The sequence below is a fragment of the Agrobacterium vaccinii genome, from assembly GCF_021310995.1.
Classification (GTDB): Bacteria; Pseudomonadota; Alphaproteobacteria; order Rhizobiales; family Rhizobiaceae; genus Agrobacterium; species Agrobacterium vaccinii.
The window spans coordinates 2,177,730-2,197,334 of the sequence record NZ_CP054150.1; the positions used below are offsets into that span (position 1 = coordinate 2,177,730).

Annotated in this window: 19 protein-coding genes; 9 read left to right on the forward strand and 10 right to left on the reverse strand. The window is 56.5% G+C overall.

The genetic code is table 11. The features are described 5' to 3' along the window. Positions 1 to 37 precede the first annotated feature (37 nt). On the reverse strand, positions 38 to 619 hold the full coding sequence (locus tag HRR99_RS10825) for an ATP-dependent Clp protease proteolytic subunit (RefSeq protein ID WP_233121667.1): 582 nt from the start codon (positions 617 to 619) through the stop codon (positions 38 to 40). 219 nt (positions 620 to 838) lie between these two features. Between HRR99_RS10825 and HRR99_RS10830 the strand changes: the two genes are divergently transcribed. Next, positions 839 to 1,429, forward strand: coding sequence for a HupE/UreJ family protein (locus HRR99_RS10830; RefSeq protein WP_233121668.1), 591 nt, complete (start codon positions 839 to 841; stop codon positions 1,427 to 1,429). A gap of 98 nt (positions 1,430 to 1,527) precedes the next feature. After that, entirely contained in the window at positions 1,528 to 2,277 is a 750-nt protein-coding gene (locus HRR99_RS10835) for a DUF2076 domain-containing protein (protein WP_233121670.1), read from the forward strand. 19 nt (positions 2,278 to 2,296) lie between these two features. Here the strand turns inward: HRR99_RS10835 and queF are convergent, their stop codons facing one another. The 5 genes from queF to HRR99_RS10860 all read right to left on the reverse strand — a co-directional run bounded on the left by queF (position 2,297) and on the right by HRR99_RS10860 (position 7,202). Further along, entirely contained in the window at positions 2,297 to 2,761 is a 465-nt protein-coding gene (gene queF, locus HRR99_RS10840) for a preQ(1) synthase (RefSeq protein WP_045228639.1), read from the reverse strand. A 3-nt stretch (positions 2,762 to 2,764) separates the two neighbouring features. Beyond that, positions 2,765 to 3,682: a cation diffusion facilitator family transporter gene (locus HRR99_RS10845; RefSeq protein WP_233121672.1), complete on the reverse strand. Its 918-nt coding sequence runs from the start codon at positions 3,680 to 3,682 to the stop codon at positions 2,765 to 2,767. 125 nt (positions 3,683 to 3,807) lie between these two features. Next, entirely contained in the window at positions 3,808 to 4,203 is a 396-nt protein-coding gene (locus tag HRR99_RS10850; protein ID WP_233121673.1) for a glyoxalase superfamily protein, read from the reverse strand. 33 nt (positions 4,204 to 4,236) lie between these two features. Further along, positions 4,237 to 4,944: a TIGR02117 family protein gene (locus HRR99_RS10855; RefSeq protein ID WP_233121674.1), complete on the reverse strand. Its 708-nt coding sequence runs from the start codon at positions 4,942 to 4,944 to the stop codon at positions 4,237 to 4,239. Positions 4,945 to 5,012: 68 nt separating this feature from the next. Continuing rightward, complete coding sequence (locus HRR99_RS10860; RefSeq protein WP_233121675.1) at positions 5,013 to 7,202, reverse strand: anthranilate synthase; 2,190 nt, start codon at positions 7,200 to 7,202, stop codon at positions 5,013 to 5,015. A gap of 281 nt (positions 7,203 to 7,483) precedes the next feature. Between HRR99_RS10860 and HRR99_RS10865 the strand changes: the two genes are divergently transcribed. The 4 genes from HRR99_RS10865 to HRR99_RS10880 all read left to right on the forward strand — a co-directional run bounded on the left by HRR99_RS10865 (position 7,484) and on the right by HRR99_RS10880 (position 12,436). Continuing rightward, entirely contained in the window at positions 7,484 to 8,335 is an 852-nt protein-coding gene (locus HRR99_RS10865; RefSeq protein ID WP_233121676.1) for an extensin-like domain-containing protein, read from the forward strand. A 245-nt stretch (positions 8,336 to 8,580) separates the two neighbouring features. Then, positions 8,581 to 10,767, forward strand: a complete 2,187-nt coding sequence (locus HRR99_RS10870; RefSeq protein WP_233121677.1) for a TonB-dependent hemoglobin/transferrin/lactoferrin family receptor — start codon at positions 8,581 to 8,583, stop codon at positions 10,765 to 10,767. A 211-nt stretch (positions 10,768 to 10,978) separates the two neighbouring features. Continuing rightward, positions 10,979 to 11,500, forward strand: coding sequence for a TIGR00645 family protein (locus HRR99_RS10875; protein WP_112499551.1), 522 nt, complete (start codon positions 10,979 to 10,981; stop codon positions 11,498 to 11,500). 219 nt (positions 11,501 to 11,719) lie between these two features. Beyond that, positions 11,720 to 12,436: a helix-turn-helix transcriptional regulator gene (locus HRR99_RS10880; RefSeq protein WP_233121678.1), complete on the forward strand. Its 717-nt coding sequence runs from the start codon at positions 11,720 to 11,722 to the stop codon at positions 12,434 to 12,436. Between the two features lie 33 nt (positions 12,437 to 12,469). Here HRR99_RS10880 and HRR99_RS10885 read toward each other — a convergent pair whose 3' ends face one another. The 4 genes from HRR99_RS10885 to HRR99_RS10900 form a co-directional block, all read right to left on the reverse strand. Further along, complete coding sequence (locus HRR99_RS10885) at positions 12,470 to 13,645, reverse strand: DUF2333 family protein (protein WP_233121679.1); 1,176 nt, start codon at positions 13,643 to 13,645, stop codon at positions 12,470 to 12,472. A 119-nt stretch (positions 13,646 to 13,764) separates the two neighbouring features. Next, on the reverse strand, positions 13,765 to 14,787 hold the full coding sequence (locus tag HRR99_RS10890) for a hypothetical protein (RefSeq protein WP_233121680.1): 1,023 nt from the start codon (positions 14,785 to 14,787) through the stop codon (positions 13,765 to 13,767). 90 nt (positions 14,788 to 14,877) lie between these two features. After that, complete coding sequence (locus HRR99_RS10895) at positions 14,878 to 15,327, reverse strand: pseudoazurin (protein ID WP_233121681.1); 450 nt, start codon at positions 15,325 to 15,327, stop codon at positions 14,878 to 14,880. A 122-nt stretch (positions 15,328 to 15,449) separates the two neighbouring features. Continuing rightward, positions 15,450 to 16,031 (reverse strand): thymidine kinase, encoded by a 582-nt coding sequence (locus tag HRR99_RS10900; RefSeq protein ID WP_233121682.1) that lies wholly within the window; start codon positions 16,029 to 16,031, stop codon positions 15,450 to 15,452. 259 nt (positions 16,032 to 16,290) lie between these two features. Between HRR99_RS10900 and HRR99_RS10905 the strand changes: the two genes are divergently transcribed. The 3 genes from HRR99_RS10905 (at position 16,291) to choV (ending at position 19,181) form a co-directional block, all read left to right on the forward strand. Continuing rightward, complete coding sequence (locus HRR99_RS10905; protein WP_233123482.1) at positions 16,291 to 17,199, forward strand: choline ABC transporter substrate-binding protein; 909 nt, start codon at positions 16,291 to 16,293, stop codon at positions 17,197 to 17,199. Positions 17,200 to 17,286: 87 nt separating this feature from the next. Beyond that, the gene (gene choW, locus HRR99_RS10910) at positions 17,287 to 18,138 is read left to right on the forward strand and encodes a choline ABC transporter permease subunit (RefSeq protein ID WP_111837788.1); all 852 of its coding nucleotides are present in this window, start codon (positions 17,287 to 17,289) and stop codon (positions 18,136 to 18,138) included. Further along, positions 18,135 to 19,181 (forward strand): choline ABC transporter ATP-binding protein, encoded by a 1,047-nt coding sequence (gene choV / locus HRR99_RS10915; protein ID WP_233121684.1) that lies wholly within the window; start codon positions 18,135 to 18,137, stop codon positions 19,179 to 19,181. The genes choW and choV overlap by 4 nt, the downstream gene beginning before the upstream one ends. Positions 19,182 to 19,605 lie beyond the last annotated feature (424 nt).

Consider the following 19,605-nt stretch of genomic DNA (forward strand, 5'->3'; position numbering starts at 1 on the left):
TGCCGATGCGGGTTCAATAATTAGGTGAAACAGAGCCTTAGATTTCGCCCTGCGATGTGACGATCTTGCCGACAAGGCCATAGGCCACGGCTTCTTCCGCACCCAGCCAATAGTCGCGATCGATATCCTTGGCGATCTTTTCTTCCGTCTGGCCTGTGGTCACCGAGAAAATCTTGATCAGGCGCTTGTTCATCTTGATGATCTCGCGCGCCTGGATTTCGATGTCGGACGCCATGCCGCGCGTGCCGCCGGATGGTTGGTGCAACAGGAAGCGTGTGTTCTGCAGGCAAACGCGACGCTCTTTCGGCACCGATACGTAGATCAGCGCACCAGCGGAGGCGACCCAGCCCGTGCCGATGATCCAGACCTTTGGCTTGATGAACTTGATCATGTCGTGAATGCTATCGCCGGATTCGACGTGGCCGCCGGGCGAATTGACGTAGACGCGGATATCTTCGTCGCTGGCAGCGGCAAGCGCCACGAGCTGCGTGCAAACCTTCTGCGCCAGTTCCTGCGTGATGCCGCCATAGATGAAGATCGAACGCGACTTGAAAAGATTCGCTTCCGTTTCCTTGCCGATCGGCAGTTCCTTGCTCTTGTCGTCTTCGTCTTCGTTCATGTGGCGGTCTCCAACGTAATTCATTACCTACCGGACATAGTGTGATTTGTTTCGTAAAACAATGAGCGAAAAAGACAAGGCGCGGAACTGCTTAATAAACAGAGCACCGGCAAATGACGCATGGACAGTCTGTTTGGACTTGCGATATCGTTAACTGCGCGACCCCAGGGCGACCCAAGCGCCTCTTCAGCCGCGCCTGTAAAAATTCGAGAGGGAACAATGTTCAAAAGACTTTCACTCGCCGCAGCAACGCTTGGCCTCACCACATTGCCAGCCTTCGCCCATCTGAACCCGGAAGAACACGGCTCCTTCATGGCCGGATTTTCGCACCCGCTGTTTGGTGCAGACCACATCCTCGTCATGGTCGCCGTCGGCATCTGGGCAGCGCAGATTGCCGCATCCAGAGGTAAGGACAGAGCGCTCCTCATCATTCCCGCAGCCTTCGTCGGCACCATGGCCATCGGCTTCCTGCTGGCGCTGGGTGGCATCGCGCTGCCATTCGTCGAACCGGCTATTCTCGCTTCCGTTATTGCACTCGGTCTTCTGGTCGCCATGGCGACACGCGTTCCCGTCAGCGTTGCCGCTGCCATCGTTGGCGTCTTCGCGCTCTTCCACGGCCATGCGCATGGCGGTGAACTGGGCAGTGCGGGCGCGCTTCAATTCGGCGTCGGCTTTGTGATCGCGACCGCATTTCTGCATCTTGCCGGTATTGCGCTTGGTCTTGGCATTGCGAAGCTGGGAACAATGGCTGGGCGTATCGTCGGCGGGCTGACGGCGCTGGCTGGGCTTTCGCTCGCCTTCGGCGGCTGAGCAACCTTACAAAAATGTAAGAAAATGCGGCTTTCAAAAGTCGGATTTGAACCCTAACTCCTTGGTGTGCGTTTCTCGACACGCCAAGGAGGCAAACGATGTCACCAGAAGAAACCCAACTGCTCAAATCCCTGTTCGACAGGGTCAAGTCCGCATCCGCCACGCCGCGCGATGCGGAAGCGGAAACACTGATTTCGCAGGCTGTAAGAGATCAGCCCGCCTCCCCCTATTATCTGGCACAAGCCGTTATCGTGCAGGAAAAAGGGCTGGAAGCGGCAGCGGCGCATATTCGCCAGCTAGAAGAGCGCATCAACCAGCTTGAAAGCGGCAACACGGTGCCACAACAGGCACAGCAAGGCGGCTTTCTCAGCTCCATTTTCGGCGGCAGCCAACAGCAGGCACCTGCGCCCACGCCAGCTACAACCTATCGCAACGATACATCAGGCCAAACGCAGGGCCCTTGGGGGCGAAGCAACGATGCGCCTCAACCCGCTGGCCCATGGACTGGCCAGCAGCCATCCGCATTCGGACGGACCGGCGGCGGTGGCTTTTTGCAAGGTGCATTGGGAGCCGCGGCAGGTGTAGCTGGCGGCATGCTGCTCGCCAATTCATTGAGCGGCATCTTCTCCAACCATGTTGCGTCAACAGGCTGGGGCTCCGGCCTGGGTGGTGCTGGAACCGGTGCAGCCCCGGTGGAGGAAACCGTCATCAACAACTACTATGGCGATGACGACAAGCCCCAGCCGGATGCTGACAATGGCGGCAACGATGTGCAACAGGCAAGTTACGACGACGACAGCAATGACGACGCCGACTTCGATTCAGGCGACGGTGATTCCTTCGTCTGAGCTTTGACTTGCCGAGGGGTCAGCCGCGACCGCGATAGGTCGCGACACCCTGCTCGGGTAGCCACACGCCTTCAGGCGGTGCGCCCGTCTGCCAGAACACATCAATGGGAATGCCGCCGCGCGGATACCAATATGCGCCGATGCGAAGCCACTTTGGTGCAAGCAACTCGACCAGCCGCTTGGCAATATAAACAGAGCAATCCTCGTGAAACGCGCCGTGGTTGCGGAACGCGTGCAGGAACAGCTTGAGCGACTTGGATTCGACCAGAAAATCGCCCGGAATATAATCGATGACGATATGGGCAAAATCCGGCTGGCCCGTCATGGGGCAAAGCGACGTGAATTCCGGCGCGGTGAAGCGCACGACATAATCGGTCCCGGCATTGCCGTTCGGCACTTTTTCCAGAACAGCTTTTTCCGGGCTTTCAGGCGATGCGACTTGCGCGCCCAGTTGCGACAGGCCGGAAACATCCGTGACTGACATCTTTTAAACTCCTGCTTCTTGAAACTCGACCCGAACGCCATGCGCCTGTTCACTTTCAGGCTCCACATGAATGGCCAGCACGGCACCCGGCACGGCTTCCTTTATGGCATCTTCCAGCCGGTCGCAAATCTCATGTGCCTGCCCGACCGAAAGAGATGCCGGAACCACCACATGAAAATCGATGAAGGCGACGGCCCCCGCCCTGCGGGTCTTCAAATCATGCACATTGAGGATACCGGCTGAATTCTCCGCAATCGCCTTCTTGATCGCCTCATCCTCTTCCGGCTCCACGGCACGGTCCATCAACCCGCCCAGAGAGTGCAGGATGACCTTGGACCCCTGAAACAGAATGTTGATGGCAACAACGATGGCGAGGATGGGATCAAGGATGGCGTAACCGGTCGCAATCGCCAGCACGAGGCCGATCAGAACGCCACCGGAGGTCACCACATCCGACATGATGTGCTGCCCATCCGCCAGAAGTGCCGGCGACGACTGCTTCCTGCCGACTCGGATCAACACCGTGGCCCAGATGCCGTTGAGGATACCCGCGAAGGCATTGATAGCAAGACCGAGCGCCGGTGCATCAGGCAGATGCGGAGCCATGAGGCCGCCCCACGCTTCCTTGACGATCAGCAACGCGGCAACGACGATCAACACGCCCTCGACCACGGCAGAAAGATACTCCGCCTTGTGGTGCCCGAACTGGTGATCATCGTCGGCAGGTTTTTGCGCGTAACGAATGACGAAATAAGCGATGAAGGCCGCGACCACATTGACGGTCGATTCCAGACCATCCGACAGCAGCGCCACGGAGCCTGTAACCCACCACGCCAGAAGCTTTAGCCCCAATACCGTAATAGAGAAAGGGATGCCCCATAAAGCAAGCTTTCTGACAAGCGCGTGACCCTGTTCGTTCATGACCTGTCCCCGTGCGGTTGCGAATGAATTGCAGAAATGGACCCCAAAACGCATGAACCGCCCGCACGAGGATTCGTGCAGGCGGTTCATATGTGCGGCTTCTATGATTTAAAGTGGGCGCGAGGTCAAGAGCCCTCAGCCTGTTCCTGTTCGCAGAAACGGATGCGGTTTGCGAAGGGATCGGTAATCTCCATCTGAAGCCCCCAAGGCAGCTTTTCGACACCGGGCTTCATGAAGGTGTAATCCTTGGCGGCAAGCTCCCGCTGGTAAGCCTCTACGTTGACGGTGCTGACAAACACAGTCGACCCCGGCGTCGCATCGCCGTGGTGCCCGCTGAGATGGAGGAAGAGGCCTGCGCGGGAAACCTGCATATAAAGTGGAAAATTATCGCCGAAGCGATGCTCCCAGTCGACCGAGAAGCCAAGGAACTCCACATAGAACTCCCGCGCTTTGCTCTCATCAAAAATGCGGAGGATCGGAAATGTTTTCACAAAACGAATGTTGTCGATCTCGTCTGCCATTCTGTGTTTCTCCCGCAACTGCCGTAGGCAAGATTACAAAGGTGCTGTACCAGCGCTTTGGACGATGACCTCAGTATTATGCAACCTCATCGACGCCGTCAAAAGCGGAGGAAGCGGTGTCCACCAGCCGGTCCGCACGCCCGCTTGCCGCAGGGCGGCGGCCGTCCATGTGTTGCAGCCGAGCAGAACATTGAAACCTCCGACGGCTTCGAAGAAGGCATCGTAGGGTCCGTAAGCTGTACCGAGAAGCGGAACTTGCTTTCCCTGTGATTGAGCAAAGCTGGACATGATGAAGTCGAGCAATCTTTGATATCCCTCGCCCGATAGCGCGACGGTGGTCACGCTCTCATCCGCCAGCGAAAGGTCTCCCGTCATTGCGACGTGCATAACCGCGCTGTCCAGCGTCAGGCTTTTCAACACCGGCATCGGCTTGAGGTCCGCCCATGTCGGGGTCTGCGTGTAAAACGCCCGTCCGCCCCAGCCGAACACCAGATAACGGACGCCGGGGTTATCGATTTCCAGCAGCCCCTCGCGTAGAAATCCAAAGCGTGCCAGAAGCTCTGCATCAACAGGCAGGGCAATGTCCGTGTGGATCGGATTGCTGAGAATCAGGATGCGATGAGACGTATCTGCCCCGACCTCGGATTTGTCACCAATGATCGACCTTGGCAGCAAGGTGCCAGCGGCGATGCTGATGAGGACCAGCACCAAAGCGATGCACAGATGTTTGAAGAACTTCACTATGCATCACCCGCAGAGCTGAGGGGAGACGGCGGCGCTTCATAACGCCGCCGATAGGTTTTGTCCGCTCAGGCCGCCTTGACCTTTGCCTTGCGCACCAGATGCGTCACCACATTCTCGATCATCCGCATACCTGCATCGCCGCCCAGCGTCATGATCGATTCCGGGTGGAACTGCACTGCGGCGACTGGCTCTTTCGTGTGTTCGATGCCCATGATGGTGCCGTCATCACTTTCCGCCGTGATCATGAAATCGCGCGGAAGCGTGGCCGGATCGGCGAAGATGGAGTGGTAACGACCCACCGTGACCTCCTTGCCAAGGCCGGAGAACACGAGGCCGGGTTCCAGTACGCGGATGCGCGAAGGCTTGCCGTGCATCGGCACTGCAAGCTGCCGCAACTCACCGCCGTAGGCTTCCGCCAGCGCCTGAAGCCCGAGGCAGACGCCGAAGATAGGCAGATCGCGCGAGCGGGCGGCCTTGATGGTTGCCTTACAATCAAAATCGCTGGGGTTGCCGGGGCCGGGGGAAAGAACGACGAGGTCTGGCTGAAAGCGGTCAAACACTTCGGCGGCCACCGGCGAACGCACCGTGGAAACGGTCGCACCCGTCTGGCGGAAATAGTTGGCGAGCGTATGCACAAAGCTGTCTTCGTGATCGACCAGCAGAATTTTAACGCCGGTGCCGACCTTGGCCGAATCCCGCTGGGTTGCTGCGGAGTTCTGGCCCTTGGCGTCACGGATGGCTGTAATCATGGCGGAGGCCTTCAGTTCTGTCTCGGCTTCTTCTTCCTGCGGATTGGAGTCGTTCAGCAGCGTGGCCCCTGCCCTGACTTCGGCAATACCATCCTTGATGCGAATGGTGCGCAGCGTCATGCCGGTGTTCATATCGCCATTGAAACCGACCATGCCGATGGCACCACCGTACCACATGCGGGAACTCTTTTCATGGCCTTCGATGAAGCGCATGGCCCACAGCTTCGGCGCACCGGTCACGGTCACCGCCCATGCATGGGACAGGAAGCCGTCGAACGCATCCATGTCGTCGCGCAGGCGACCTTCGATATGGTCCACCGTGTGGATGAGGCGCGAATACATCTCGATCTGGCGGCGACCGATGACTTTCACCGAGCCGGGTTCGCACACGCGGCTCTTGTCGTTGCGATCCACATCCGAACACATGGTCAGTTCGGACTCGTCCTTTTTGGAATTCAACAGCTTGAGGATCTGTTCGCTATCGGCAATGGGGTCTTCGCCGCGCTTGATGGTGCCGGAAATCGGGCAGGTCTCGATGCGGCGACCCGAGACGCGCACGAACATCTCAGGCGATGCACCCACCAGATATTCCTGATGGCCAAGATTGATGAAGAAGGAGTAAGGCGACGGATTGATGGCTTTCAACCTGCGCGAAATGGCCGATGGATTGCTATCACAACGCTCCAAGAACTTCTGGCCGGGCACGACTTCGAACAGATCGCCCCGACGGAAGCTTTCCTTGGCTTTGACGACGAGTTCGGAATATTCCCCTGGCTGGTGATCGCCACGCGGCGGAATGGTATCGGTCATCTTGAAAGGCTCCGGCGCAATCTCTTCCGCCTTGCCATGGGTCGTGACGCCATCCTTTTCGAAGTCGTAACGGTCGATCCACGCCTTTGCGGAGTGGTGATCGACGACGAGGATTTCGTCGGGCAGGAACAGAACCATATCACGCTGATCTTCGGGGCGTTCCAGCGACAGCTTGATGGCGTCGAACTGGAAGGCCAGATCGTAACCGAATGCACCGAACAAGCCGATAGCCGCATCTGCGCTGGAGTAAAACAGATCAACGACGGCACGGAGGGCAGTAAAGACCGTCGGGATTTTGGAGCGCTCTTCCTCGGTGAAAACCCGGTCAGGCTCGTTGACGACGAGGTCCAGACGGCGCGCGGTGGAGGCACCTAGCGTCAGGTCCGGTGTGGCCTTCAGCTTGTCAGCGATGAAGGAAAGCAGCACCTCGCCACGGCCATTATAGGCTTCGATCCACATGGTGCGGCCAAAGCAGGAAATGCCGAGCGGCGGATCGATGATGGCGGTATCCCACCGCGTATAGCGGCCCGGATATTCATAATTGGAGGAAAACACCGCGCCGCGGCGGGAATCCAGACCTTCCACATAGCTGTCGATCGAACTTGCGTAATCCGCCGCGCGGCGCTGGCGTGTGACCTTAATGCCGCCCTTGGTCTCGTAGATTTCGGACCCGTCATCCTGAGTAATTGTTACCATTTCCTAAGGCTCTTCCCGTTTGTAGACCCGATGACAGGCAGCAGAATAACAAAAAAGCCGCCTGAGATTTCGGGCGGCTTGGACTTGTCTTGTAAACATGACTGGTCGTGGCCGCGTTAGCTGCCCCACCACCAGATAGCAATGTTGTTCGACACTGTGTTCATGGCGCAAATTGTTAGCGGCAAGTCAGGCCCTTGGCAAGCAGATTTGCGCGGCCATCGAACCGAAACACCTGCTCAGGCGTTGTGGCTCCTGCCGCAACAGGGGAGCGACCGGTCACCATGTATTATCGTCTCATGATAACAGCAGCCAGCATGCTGCTGATCGCCGCCTCCGAACCGCCGCAGGACGTGCCGGTTCCACAGCCCAAACCCGAGCAGCAAGACAAGGCAGCCACCACACCCGCGCCCGACGTGAAGAAAGACGAAAAACCAGTCGAGCCGCCAGCGGAAAACACCGTGCCGAAGCCCGAGGAAAAGCCTGAAACCGCGCCCAAACCGGATGAGCCCAAAGCCAAAGCGGACGAGGAGAAGAAGCAACAGGAGCCTGCTCGCGAACCGGTCAAGGAAGAAAACCCGGAAGAACTGAAAGCCTGCCTCGCGGAGCTGACGCAGTTGGGCGCGCAGTTCAAGGAACTTCCGCCCATCAAAGGCGAGGAAGACGGTTGCGGCATCGCCTCACCCATCGAGCTTTCGACCGTCATCCCCGGCATAAAACTGGAACCCGAAGGCACCATGCGATGTGAAGCAGCCCTTGCACTCTCGCGCTGGGCCAAGAACGTGGTGGTGCCGACGGCAAAAATCGCGCTTCCGGGCAAAAACGTCACCGCCTTCGGCAACGCCTCCACCTACATCTGCCGCAATCGCAACAGCGCGGAAACCGGCAAGATTTCCGAGCACGCCAAAGGCAGCGCCGTCGACATCGCCACCATGACCTTCGACAAGGGCGAACCGCTGGTCATGAAACCGCGCGGCGAAGACGGCACGATGGAAGGTGCCTTCCAACGCACCATCACCACCGCCGCCTGCCTCTTCTTCCGCACAGTCCTCTCCCCCGGCAGCGACGCCACCCACCAGGACCACCTTCATCTGGATGTGCTGGAGCGAAAGGGCGGGTATTTGTATTGCCGGTAAGAGCATCCTTTGTCGCCCGAGATGTCAAAAACGCAACAATCCAGTTCACATTAATAAAACATGAGTATTTTACTCAGATTCAAACTTGACTCTTTTAGTCTTCATTTATAGCTAGAGGACAGGCCTTCCGTGGGGGTAGGCAATTCCGATGTCCGGGGCATGTAATGAATTCGAAACAATTGAAATACCGTGGTTTTCTACGCGGAACAGCGCTGCTTGTCGTAATGGGCGCAACAGTGCCAGCAATGGCACAGGAAACATCCCAGTCAGGCTCAACCCTGCTTGAGACGATCACTGTTCAAGGAAAAGTCAAAGGTAATGGAGAAGCGGAAAACTCACCTCTCACCCAGAAAACCGACCGCGTCGTCATTCAACAGCGCATGGTCACGGATTTTAAAGACTTCGCGCGTCGCGTGGACGCTGGCGTCAATTTCAACGGACGCACCAACAGTGTGAACCTACGCGGACTTCAAAACGACCGCGTTCTGACCACACTCGATGGCATTCGCGTTCCTTGGCTGACCGATCCGCGCGACTCAGCACGCGGTGGACTGAACGCCTTCGACTTCGACAGCCTTTCCTCGGTCGACATAACCAAGGGCGCAGATTCCAGCCGCTTTGGCTCGGGTGCACTGGGTGGCGTCGTTGAATTGAAGACCCTCAACGCGGAAGACATCATAGAAGCGGGTAAGAATTTCGGCGCTGTAACGAAAAGCACCTATGACAGCGGAGACACAAGCTGGAGCAACAACGCCGCCATCGCTGGTCGCGCCAACGATACGTGGTTGCTGGTTCAGGGCGGCTATAAAAAGGGTCACGAGACCAAGAACGAAGGCACGATCGGCGGGTTCGGCACAACCAGAACCGATGAAAATCCCGGCGACTTCGATCAGAAAAACATACTCGTCAAACTCCATCAGTATATCGACGGCGGCCACCGAATCGGCCTCACGGGCGAACTGTTCAATCGTGACGAAGACTTCGACAATATGCAGGGAACCACCGCGAGCTATCGACAAGGCACCCTGAAATCCGGAGAGGAAGTTGACCGTAAACGCATCTCTGCATCTTACGATTTCCTTTCGCCGGATAATTCTGACTGGCTTGATCAGGCAAATATCGTTGCTTACTGGCAGAAGCAAAAGCTGAACAACACGACCAATGGCTTCCGCTTGCAAGATGCCCGCGTTTTTGCACCAAATGGCGCGGCATTGTTGTACGGTTTTCCCACAGGCATTTATAACCGCGATAACCTCCTTGAACAAACCTCTTACGGTTTAAGTGGAAATGCGTCAAAAGAGCTTCAGCTTGGTGGTATTTCGAATAAAATTCGTTTCGGTGGAGAGCTTAGCTGGCAAGATACGCACCAGTACTCGGCTGGCATCGACAATTGCCCTGACGTGGACTGGACGACAATCGCTCAACCATACGGCCCCCAAAGCTGCCGCATGCTGCATTCGAATTCTTCTGACATGCCGGATGTCGATAGCGTCATTTTCGGCATGTATGTGGAAGACGACATCAAGCTGATGAACGACAGCCTGACCATCACGCCCGGTTTGCGCTTCGACTATTACAAGCACTCGCCCAAAAACACGGCGGCCTATCAGGACAGCCCCCTGTTCGATGCGGATTACCTTGAAGGAACGAGCGATTCTCGTTTCTCTCCGAAGCTGCGCGCCGCATGGCAAGCGACGTCGGAACTGGAACTCTTTGCGCAATGGTCTCAGGGCTTCCGCGCACCAAGCGCGACCGAGCTTTACCAGACATATGGTGCACCGGGTTCTTATGCTCGAATCGGCAACCCCGATCTTGAGACTGAAACCAGCAATGGCTTCGAAGTTGGTACCAAGTACAGCGCTAGCGATTACAATATCTCTGCGACGATCTTCGACAACTATTATCGTAACTTCATCGATACTGTGACCATAGCTCCTCCGGGCGGAGATTTTCCAGTCGGCGGTATTACAGGTTACGACAATCTCGCGCGCGTCAGAATTTATGGCGTCGAACTTGCAGGTGAATGGCGTTTTACGGACAACTGGCGCACGTGGGGCTCACTGGCGTGGTCGCATGGTCGTGACACGGGCACTGGTGCTTACCTTAATTCCGTTGCACCGCTTCGCGCCATTGCAGGTTTAGGTTATGCCGCCGAGACATGGGGCACCGACCTTTCGCTGACAATGGCATCGGCGAGAGACAAAGTCAGCGGAACAGGTTTCAAAGCGCCCGGATACGGTGTTGTCGATACCACGGTGTGGTGGCAACCTGAGCAGATTACCGGTTTGAAAATACAAGCTGGTATCTTCAACGTGTTCGACAAAAAATACTTCAACGCCATCGACGTTCCAGATGGCACCACGGTGGCAAGCACGGACTTTTACAGCGAGACAGGCCGCTCGTTTAAGGTGTCCGTTACCAAGAAGTTCTGAACTCAACCCCTTTGGAAACTAGAAAGCGCCGGGATTTATCCCGGCGCTTTTGCATTGGTGGAGCGCACAGGATGGACCTTGTCAGAAATTTTAGCCACGTCGCATTTTAAGAGCGTCACCCCACCATGGCACTTGAAGCACAGCGCGGGACCGTCTAGATCAACCCGCGAAACAAGACCCCTCAGCCAATGGACCCACCTGGAAACCGCCGATGAAATCTCTGGAACTGCTCGTAGAACGCATCATTCTTTCCAGCCGCTGGCTGTTGGTGGTGTTTTACCTGGGGCTTGTGGCGGCGCTGGCGGTTTATGCTTTGTCGTTCGGCTTCAAGTTTCTCAAGATCGCCGAGAACGTCTTCGTCTACACGGATGCCGAGATGATTCTGGCGATGTTGGCGTTGATCGATGCGGCGCTGGTGGCGAGCCTGATCGTGATGGTGATGATTTCGGGTTACGAAAACTTCGTCAGCCGCTTCGATGAGGGCGAGGACAAGGTTTCCTTTCTGGGCAAGCTGGATGCAGGTAGCCTCAAGATCAAGGTCGCATCGTCCATCGTGGCGATTTCCTCCATCCATCTTTTGCAGATTTTCCTGAACGCCAATCAGTATACCGACAGCAAACTCATGTGGTTCACCATCATCCACCTTGCCTTCGTGGTATCGGCGGTCATGCTCGGTTTTCTTGAAAAACTGATGGCAAAAAGCAAGCCTGCTCAGGGCACGACGGACATCTGATCTCTCGCCACCACCTAAAGCGATAAGGTATTTCAATAGCTTAACCAAGGGTTGCCACGCGTGCATGCAACGTTGGTTTCTATATGCACCTATTTGAATTAAAACAGTTCGTAATAATATTACGAACAGGGAACCAAAATTGAAATAAACAGTGGAATTTTTGGCTGGTTCGTATATTTGTCACCGATAACATATTAATTATCACGAACGAAAAATTTGATGATCACGCTCGAACGGCAATCGCTACTGAGTCAAGAGATATCGGCCGCAGAAAGCCGTCCTCGCTGGCTACAGGTGCTCTCGAGCATCGCGAAAGAGTTCGGCTTTACCCATGCAAGTCTGATGCGGATACCGCATCCTGAAGAGAACCTGCTGGCGGTTACACTCGTGGAATCAACCCTGCCGATACGTTTCATCAGGGAATTCGACTCGATGCGGCTGCTGGGTGTTTGCCCGGTGCTTCCGAAGGTAAAGCAGTCTTTGATCCCGCAATTCTGGGCTTTGAGTGATCTCGATACGGGCGAGCCGGAAGCGAAACCTATTGTGGAGCTTCTGACGAAGTACGGTATTGCCAATGGCTTGGTCATTCCCACAAGCGCGTTGAACGGTGACAGGCATCTGGTACGTTTCGATGGTACGTGCCCGGCGCTGTCGCAAGTTGCGATCAACGAGCTAGGCATGATCGCCATCCACGCCTTCGACGCCTATGAGCGCATGCGCCGGGCTGAAATGGTTGCGCCCCGCACCCTGACCAAGCGCGAGCTGGAGGTCATCCACTGGACTTCCCAGGGGAAAACTTCAGCCGAGATCGGCCAGATTTTGTCGCTCTCCGACCACACCATCAATGCCTATCTGAACAACGCGATCCGCAAGCTCGATTGCGTCAACCGCACGCAGCTTGTGGCAAAATCCATTCGCCTTAAACTGATCAGCTGACGCCTCGCAAAAGCGAAGCGCCAGTCTCCCTCTTTATCTGTCCAGCACGGACCGCAGCTCGACAAGGTTCGAGCGCACTCTCAGCACATAGAACCCCATGGTTGCCAGATGCGATGGCATGATCCAGCCGCTTTCGTCACCATTGGAAATAACGAATGGCTGGATTTTGAGGGCCGCACGGGTCTGAAGCAGCGTGTCGTTCCACAGGCTGGTCAGATTACGCTCGCGAATGACCTGTGAAAAATCGGCACCGGCTGCGGAGAGAATGCCGTAATAGCCGTAAAGCTGGCCGTAGGCGAACCAGAAGCGGTCATCCGCACGGGTATCGAACCAACCGCCATTGTAGTTTTCCGAACGCTCGCGAAGGATGGCGGACGTGCCACCAATATCGTTGGCGATACGGTCGATGAACTGGATGAGGTTATCCGCGCGGCCATCAAATACGGAGTTGCACTGGGACAGGCTCGCGTTGAACTTGCGTAGGCTTTCCGCCGCAGAGCGATAATAGCTCGGGCTGGGTGTTTTCGGGCCAAAAGGGTTCAGACCAAAATACCAGGAATACTCGTCGAACTGCAGATTGCCACGGGCGCTTTGAAGGTTGGAATCGATGCCGGAGGTGCCGCGAACGCGGCCAATCGAATCGACCAGCTCGACTGATGTGCGGCGCACGGCCTGATTGACGCCACGCTGGAACGAGGCCTTGTTGTCGAGAAACGGCGTGCTGTCCCAATCGATGCCGAACAGGCCCAGACGATAGAGCAGCATCGAGGAAATCCATGAATTCTGGTCGACATTGAAGTCGATCAGGTCCGCCGACATATCGACGATGGCGGAGCTCTGGCAGCTTTTGGCCGTAGCGACCACGGGTGCAGCAGGTTCGCTTGTGGTGGTGGTGCTCGTGGTAGAAGGCGCGGGCGTCGCTGCGGGCAGTTCCTGCCCTGCACTCAAAGTGCGCTCGGAGTATTTGTAATTGTTGACGTAATCAGGATTGAAGTTCGTCCATACCTGCGTCTGCCAAATGAAATAGCCGTAGAGACCAACGATGAAAATGAGTATTGCGGCAATCGGGAGTTTGACGAAGCCTTGCCGGTTTCCATACCACCCGTTGGCTGCGCGAAACGGCCAGAAAAGCCATGCGATCACGAGAGAAACACCGCTCCCAAGCGCTGCGAATATGCGCTTGAAAAACGCGATTACCGGATCGAGCATCTTTAAACTCTCCTTGACGCAACAATAACGCGATCCGTGCGTGGATCGCTGCCGACAACATATGGTGCCGACAGGCCCGATACAACGGAAGGGCGCGCGTTTTTCCCGTCTTGGTTACGTCAGGCGTCCGGTTTGGCCTCACTGGAGCGCCGACGCAGCAACGCCTCATCGATCCTTGCCTTGCGTTTGTCGATATCCTGCATGGTCACACCGCCCTCGGTGTGAAGCCGCAAAAGCTCCTCGAAAGCGTTGAGCGGCAGCGGTTTCGTTGCTGCATCATCGGAGGAGGTAGACCGTTGCGCGAGTGCCGACAGAGGTTCCAGCGTGCCATAGGCTGCATCATAAAGCTGAAGACAGCGCTCCGCCTCGATGGAAAGCTTGTTGATGACGAGTGTTTGGAGCGCAACCTGATCATTAAGCACGTCGATCAGATCACCCAGCAAAACCGCCTGACGATCCAGCACGTGGTGTTCGTCGCTCAGACGCTTGCGGGTCGCCAGAACCGTGTCGTAGAGCGCAGTCGTCTCGGCATCTTCCGCCTTCAGTTGCTCGAGTCGCACCGTATCTGTGGCGTCGTTGATCTTGCGTTTGAGGGTGCTGAGAGCAAGAGCAAGCTCCTTGTCACGCTGGCGTGCTTCATCCATGGCGGAGACGACGGTGCGGCGCTTTTCCATGCTGGCAACAAGCTTCGGTTCGCAGGAAAGAACCAGCGCGCTCGCATTTTGTCTGTCGGCCAGTGCCAGTTCATGGACGCTGGCTGCCTCCAGAAGCGTGGACCGCAAGCTGTCCGCAATGGCCAGCGTTCTTGCCCTCACAGCCTTGAACGAGCTTGCCTTGGCCCGTCGGAAGAAACTAAAAAATGATTGAAGGCGACCGACCTCATCAACCCTGTCGAAAGCCGCATAGGCGTGGTCGGTGCGCGCCGCCACCGTGCTGGCGAAAGTCAGAAGATCGGCCTCGAGCGACCCCTTCGCAGTACGAAGTTCAGCCAGTTGCGCTGTTTCGGTCTCGAAAACGGATTGCGTGGCGACATCGGGCAGATCTCCCAACGTCTCGGCCAGCATGGACGTTAACGTCTGCACATGCTGCGCCTGCGCTTTCGTTTTCTCGAGCTGGCTGTCAAAAGACGGCAATTTCGCCATATGGGGTAATCTCCCGAATCACGAGCCGGAAAAGAGGCCGCTCATATAGATATGCGCGACCTTTTCTCAATGCGGGAAACTTAAAAGCGTTCAGAGATTGAGCTTGGTCAGTTCCGCATCAAGTCTTTCCCGCGCTTTCTTGGGCAGCTTGCCCGTTTTGATCGCTTCCAGATTGGCTGGCGTCTCGCCGACGACGACCAGAGCCACCATGCCCATGCCCATATGCGGTGTGCATTTGAAGACGTAGGCGCCTTCCTTGTCCACGGTAACCTTCAGCGTTTCGTTCATCTTGCCTTTGTATTCCTCGACGCCATCGGGAATGAGACCCTTGATGGCGGCTGCATCGTGGCCCTTATCGATTGGAACGAAGGTGATGGTATCGCCGACATTGGCTTTGACGGCTGCGGGTTCGAACACCATGGCCTGGCCGTCCGAGCCCTTGTTGAGCATCCTGATCTCGATATCGGCGGCCAAAGCCGGAAATGCGAGGACACCTGCCAGAGCAGCGCCGGCAATGAGGCGGATAACATTGTTTATCATGAGGCTAACTCCCGAGCGAAACCGCGGTTGTGCGGTTTTCCATGCCCTGTCCTACGCCTCGAAGCGCCCCTGTTCCTTGACCAAAATCAAATGGGCCAACCTGTCGCAGGCAGGCCCGGACCTCACTCGCCCTTGACGGCCTCCAGCCAGTGGCGGCGGCAGAAGGACACATATTTCTCGTTGCCACCGACATCGATCTGCGCGCCTTCGCGAACCACCTGACCGTCGGAATCGAATCGGGCGACCATGGAGGCCTTGCGCCCGCAGTGGCAGATGGTGCGGATTTCGCGTAATTCATCGGCAATGGCCAGAAGCTCTTTGGATGCAGGAAACAGTTTGCCCTGAAAATCCGTGCGCAAACCATAGGCCATCACCGGAATGCCCAGCTTGTCGGCAATGGCGGCCAGTTGCCAGACGTGGTGCTCCGAGAGAAAATTCGCTTCGTCGATGAAGACACAGGCAACCGGTTCTTCCGCATGCAGACGATCAACTTCGACGAAAATATCCGTGGTATCATCGAAAACCATCGCGTCGGAGGAGAGGCCGATGCGCGACGCGACCTTGCCGACGCCTGCGCGGTTATCGAAGGCGGCGGTAAAGATCAGCGTCCGCATGCCACGCTCGTGGTAATTATACGACGCCTGCAACAGCATGGTGGATTTACCGGCGTTCATTGCCGCATAGTTGAAGTAGAGCTTGGCCATCCTGCCCTCCGGTCCTTGTTTCTGGCCTTTTGCAGGGTGGACTGGACAAAGGGCAAGAGCGGGGTGACAAAACACACAGGTTTCGCCCTTTTGAGACACGCCAGAGATGCGAGCGAAAATTTTACACCGTGTCGCAAATGCGCATGAGTTGATTGTGCGTCGCATATATTGATAATGGATAGGGAACTTGAAAAACAGGGAGTAAGCAATGCTTGCAACAAACCACCGCTGTCTGGCCCTTGCCGCAGCAGTTTCTGCAATGGCACTCTTCACCACCGCCGCTTCGGCAGCGGAACCTGCCAGTTGCGGCACCGTCCGCTTTTCAGACGTCGGCTGGACGGATATTACCGCCACCACAGCCACGGCCTCTGTCATTCTCAAAAGCCTTGGCTATGAGACGGATGTGAAAATTCTTTCCGTACCAGTTACTTACACTTCCCTGAAAAACAAGGACATCGATGTCTTCCTCGGCAATTGGATGCCGACTATGGAAGGCGACATCAAAGCCTATCGCGACGACAAGTCGGTGGAAACGATCCGTGAAAACCTGACTGGTGCGAAATATACGCTGGCCACTAACGCCAAGGGTGCCGAACTCGGCATCAAGGATTTCAAGGACATCGCAGCGCATAGCGACGATTTGGGCGGGAAGATTTACGGCATCGAGCCCGGCAACGATGGCAACCGTCTCATTCTGGGCATGGTGGAAAAAGACTCGTTCGGCCTCAAGAGCTTCGACGTCGTCGAATCCTCCGAACAGGGCATGCTGGCGCAAGTGGCCCGTGCCGAGAAATCCGGCGACCCCATCGTGTTCCTCGGTTGGGAGCCGCACCCGATGAACTCCAATTTCAAGCTGACTTACCTCACCGGCGGCGACGATGTTTTTGGGCCAAACCTCGGTGGCGCCACGATCTACACCAATGCGCGCGCAGGCTATGTGCAGGAATGCCCGAATGTCGGTACCTTCCTGAAAAACCTGTCTTTTACGCTGCCCATGGAAAACGAAATCATGGGCAAGATCTTGAACGACGGCGCAGAGGGCGAAGTCGCGGCAACCGAATGGCTGAAGGCTAACCCATCCGTCATCGAGCCATGGCTTGCTGGCGTGAAGACGAAGGATGGCAGTGCAGACGCCCTGCCGGCCGCCAAAAAGGCTCTCGGCCTCTAGCCGCAGGTCTCAGTGCCTTGAACCCGTCTTCCGGCCAGCCGGTCGGAAGACGACCATGACTCCGTTCACGAAAGGTCCGATCTTACCGTGGAATGGCTCAGCGCTTCTCAAAATCGTTTGCCGATCGGTCGATATGCCAAGGAGGCAGTCGATTGGTTGACCGGAAATCTCTCTTTTTTCTTTGATTGGTTATCCTTCATTTTCGAAAGCGTCATCGACGCTTTTCTCTATGTTTTACAAGCACCCCATCCGCTCATCATCGTCGCGCTGCTGACAGCGCTTTCGGCGTGGATGCGCCGCTCCATTGGCATGCCACTTTTTACTGCCCTCGGCCTGCTGCTCATCATTAATCTGGGATACTGGAAGGCGACTACGGAAACGCTGGCGCTGGTCATCGCAGCCAGCACCGTTTGTATGCTTGTCGGCGTGCCGCTCGGCATCTTCGCGGCCCGGCGCAAATGGGCCTATGCGTTCATGCGTCCGGCTCTGGACCTGATGCAGACCATACCGACTTTCGTCTATCTGATCCCGGCGCTGGTGCTGTTCGGACTCGGCATGGTGCCGGGATTGATCGCAACGGTCATCTTTGCCCTGCCCGCCCCCATTCGCCTGACACGGCTCGGCATCATCTCCACCCCGCCTGCTCTGGTGGAGGCTGCGGTCGCATTCGGTGCAACACCGTCGCAGGTGCTTCGCAAGGTCGAACTGCCGTTTGCTACGCCGCAGATCATGGCGGGGCTGACGCAAACCATCATGCTGTCGCTGTCAATGGTGGTTATTTCCGCTCTGGTGGGCGCCAACGGTCTCGGCGTGCCGGTCGTGCGTGCGCTCAACACTGTCAACATCGCCATGGGTTTCGAGGCCGGGCTCTGCATCGTCATCGTGGCGATCATACTCGACCGCCTGTTCCGACTTCCAGGTTCGGAGGATGAAGCATGAGTGACGCGATTATTTTTGAAAATATCGACATCGTCTTCGGCAACAATCCGCAAAAGGCTTTGTCCCTGCTGGATGGGGGCAAGACGCGTGCCGAAATCAACACGCAGACAGGCCTTGTGCTGGGTGTCGCCAATGCGTCACTCAGCGTCAAGGAAGGCGAAATCCTTGTTTTGATGGGCCTTTCGGGTTCTGGAAAATCGACACTGCTGCGCGCCGTCAACCGTCTCGCACCGGTGGTGCGCGGCACCGTGAGCGTCAAGACGCCCTCCGGCTATGTCGATCCCTACAAGACGTCTACGAAAGCGCTGCGAGAGCTTCGGACCCACACGGTTTCCATGGTGTTCCAGCAGTTCGGACTGCTGCCCTGGCGCAATGTGGCCGACAATGTCGGCTTCGGGCTGGAGCTTGCAGGCATGGCGGACGCTGAACGCAAGAAGCGGGTGGCCGAACAGCTGGAACTCGTCAATCTCTCGGATTGGGCAGACCGAAAGGTCGGCGAACTCTCGGGCGGCATGCAGCAACGCGTTGGCCTCGCCCGCGCCTTTGCGACAGGCGCGCCGATCCTGTTGATGGATGAGCCCTTCTCTGCGCTCGATCCCCTCATCCGCAGCCGCCTTCAGGATGAGCTGCTGGAATTCCAGAGCCGTCTGAAAAAGACGATCCTGTTCGTCAGCCACGATCTGGATGAGGCCTTCCGCATCGGCAACCGTATTGCGATGATGGATGGCGGGCATATCATCCAGTGCGGCACGCCGCAGGAAATCGTCAAGAACCCGTCCAATCAGTATGTCGCGGATTTCGTGCAGAACATGAACCCGATCTCGATGCTGACGGCGGCGGATGTGATGCGAAAGGGCGTGACGGCAGAAAATTCAGGGCTGTCGGTAACGGCCACGGCGCGGCCCAACTCGCCGCTGGTCGATATCCTCGACGCCATGACGCGGCAACCGGGTGCCATCGGCATCGTCGATAACGGCACCATCGTGGGCACCGTCTCCGCCGACGATGTGGTGCGCGGACTGACCATGCACCGGCACAGATGAGACAAGCGGCTGCGGCATGGAAACATCGTGCCACAGCCTCTCTTGCGCCCCCGGCTATCTGAGATCGCGCGATTCTGCTGACATATTTCCATCTCGAAATGTATCGCAGCCGCTTGCCCAAAGCGAATCTGTAAGACTGCTTTCCAACGTGACAGTGCGAAATCTGGGGGGAGAGCGGAAAAATCGTAAACCATTCAGCCGGATAATGATTTTGCAATTGAAAAAACGAAATACCCGCAACCACAGCGATAACGAAAATTTTACCCAATGAACTTTGTTAGAGCCGCTTAAAATAGAATTTTCGACTATTTATTTACAATAACACGCCAAAACACATCAATTTCACATAATGCTAATAAAGGGTAGTCTGTACCTTAGATTTAGGTATATACAACGATCTTACCGAATTGATACACTTGAGCCA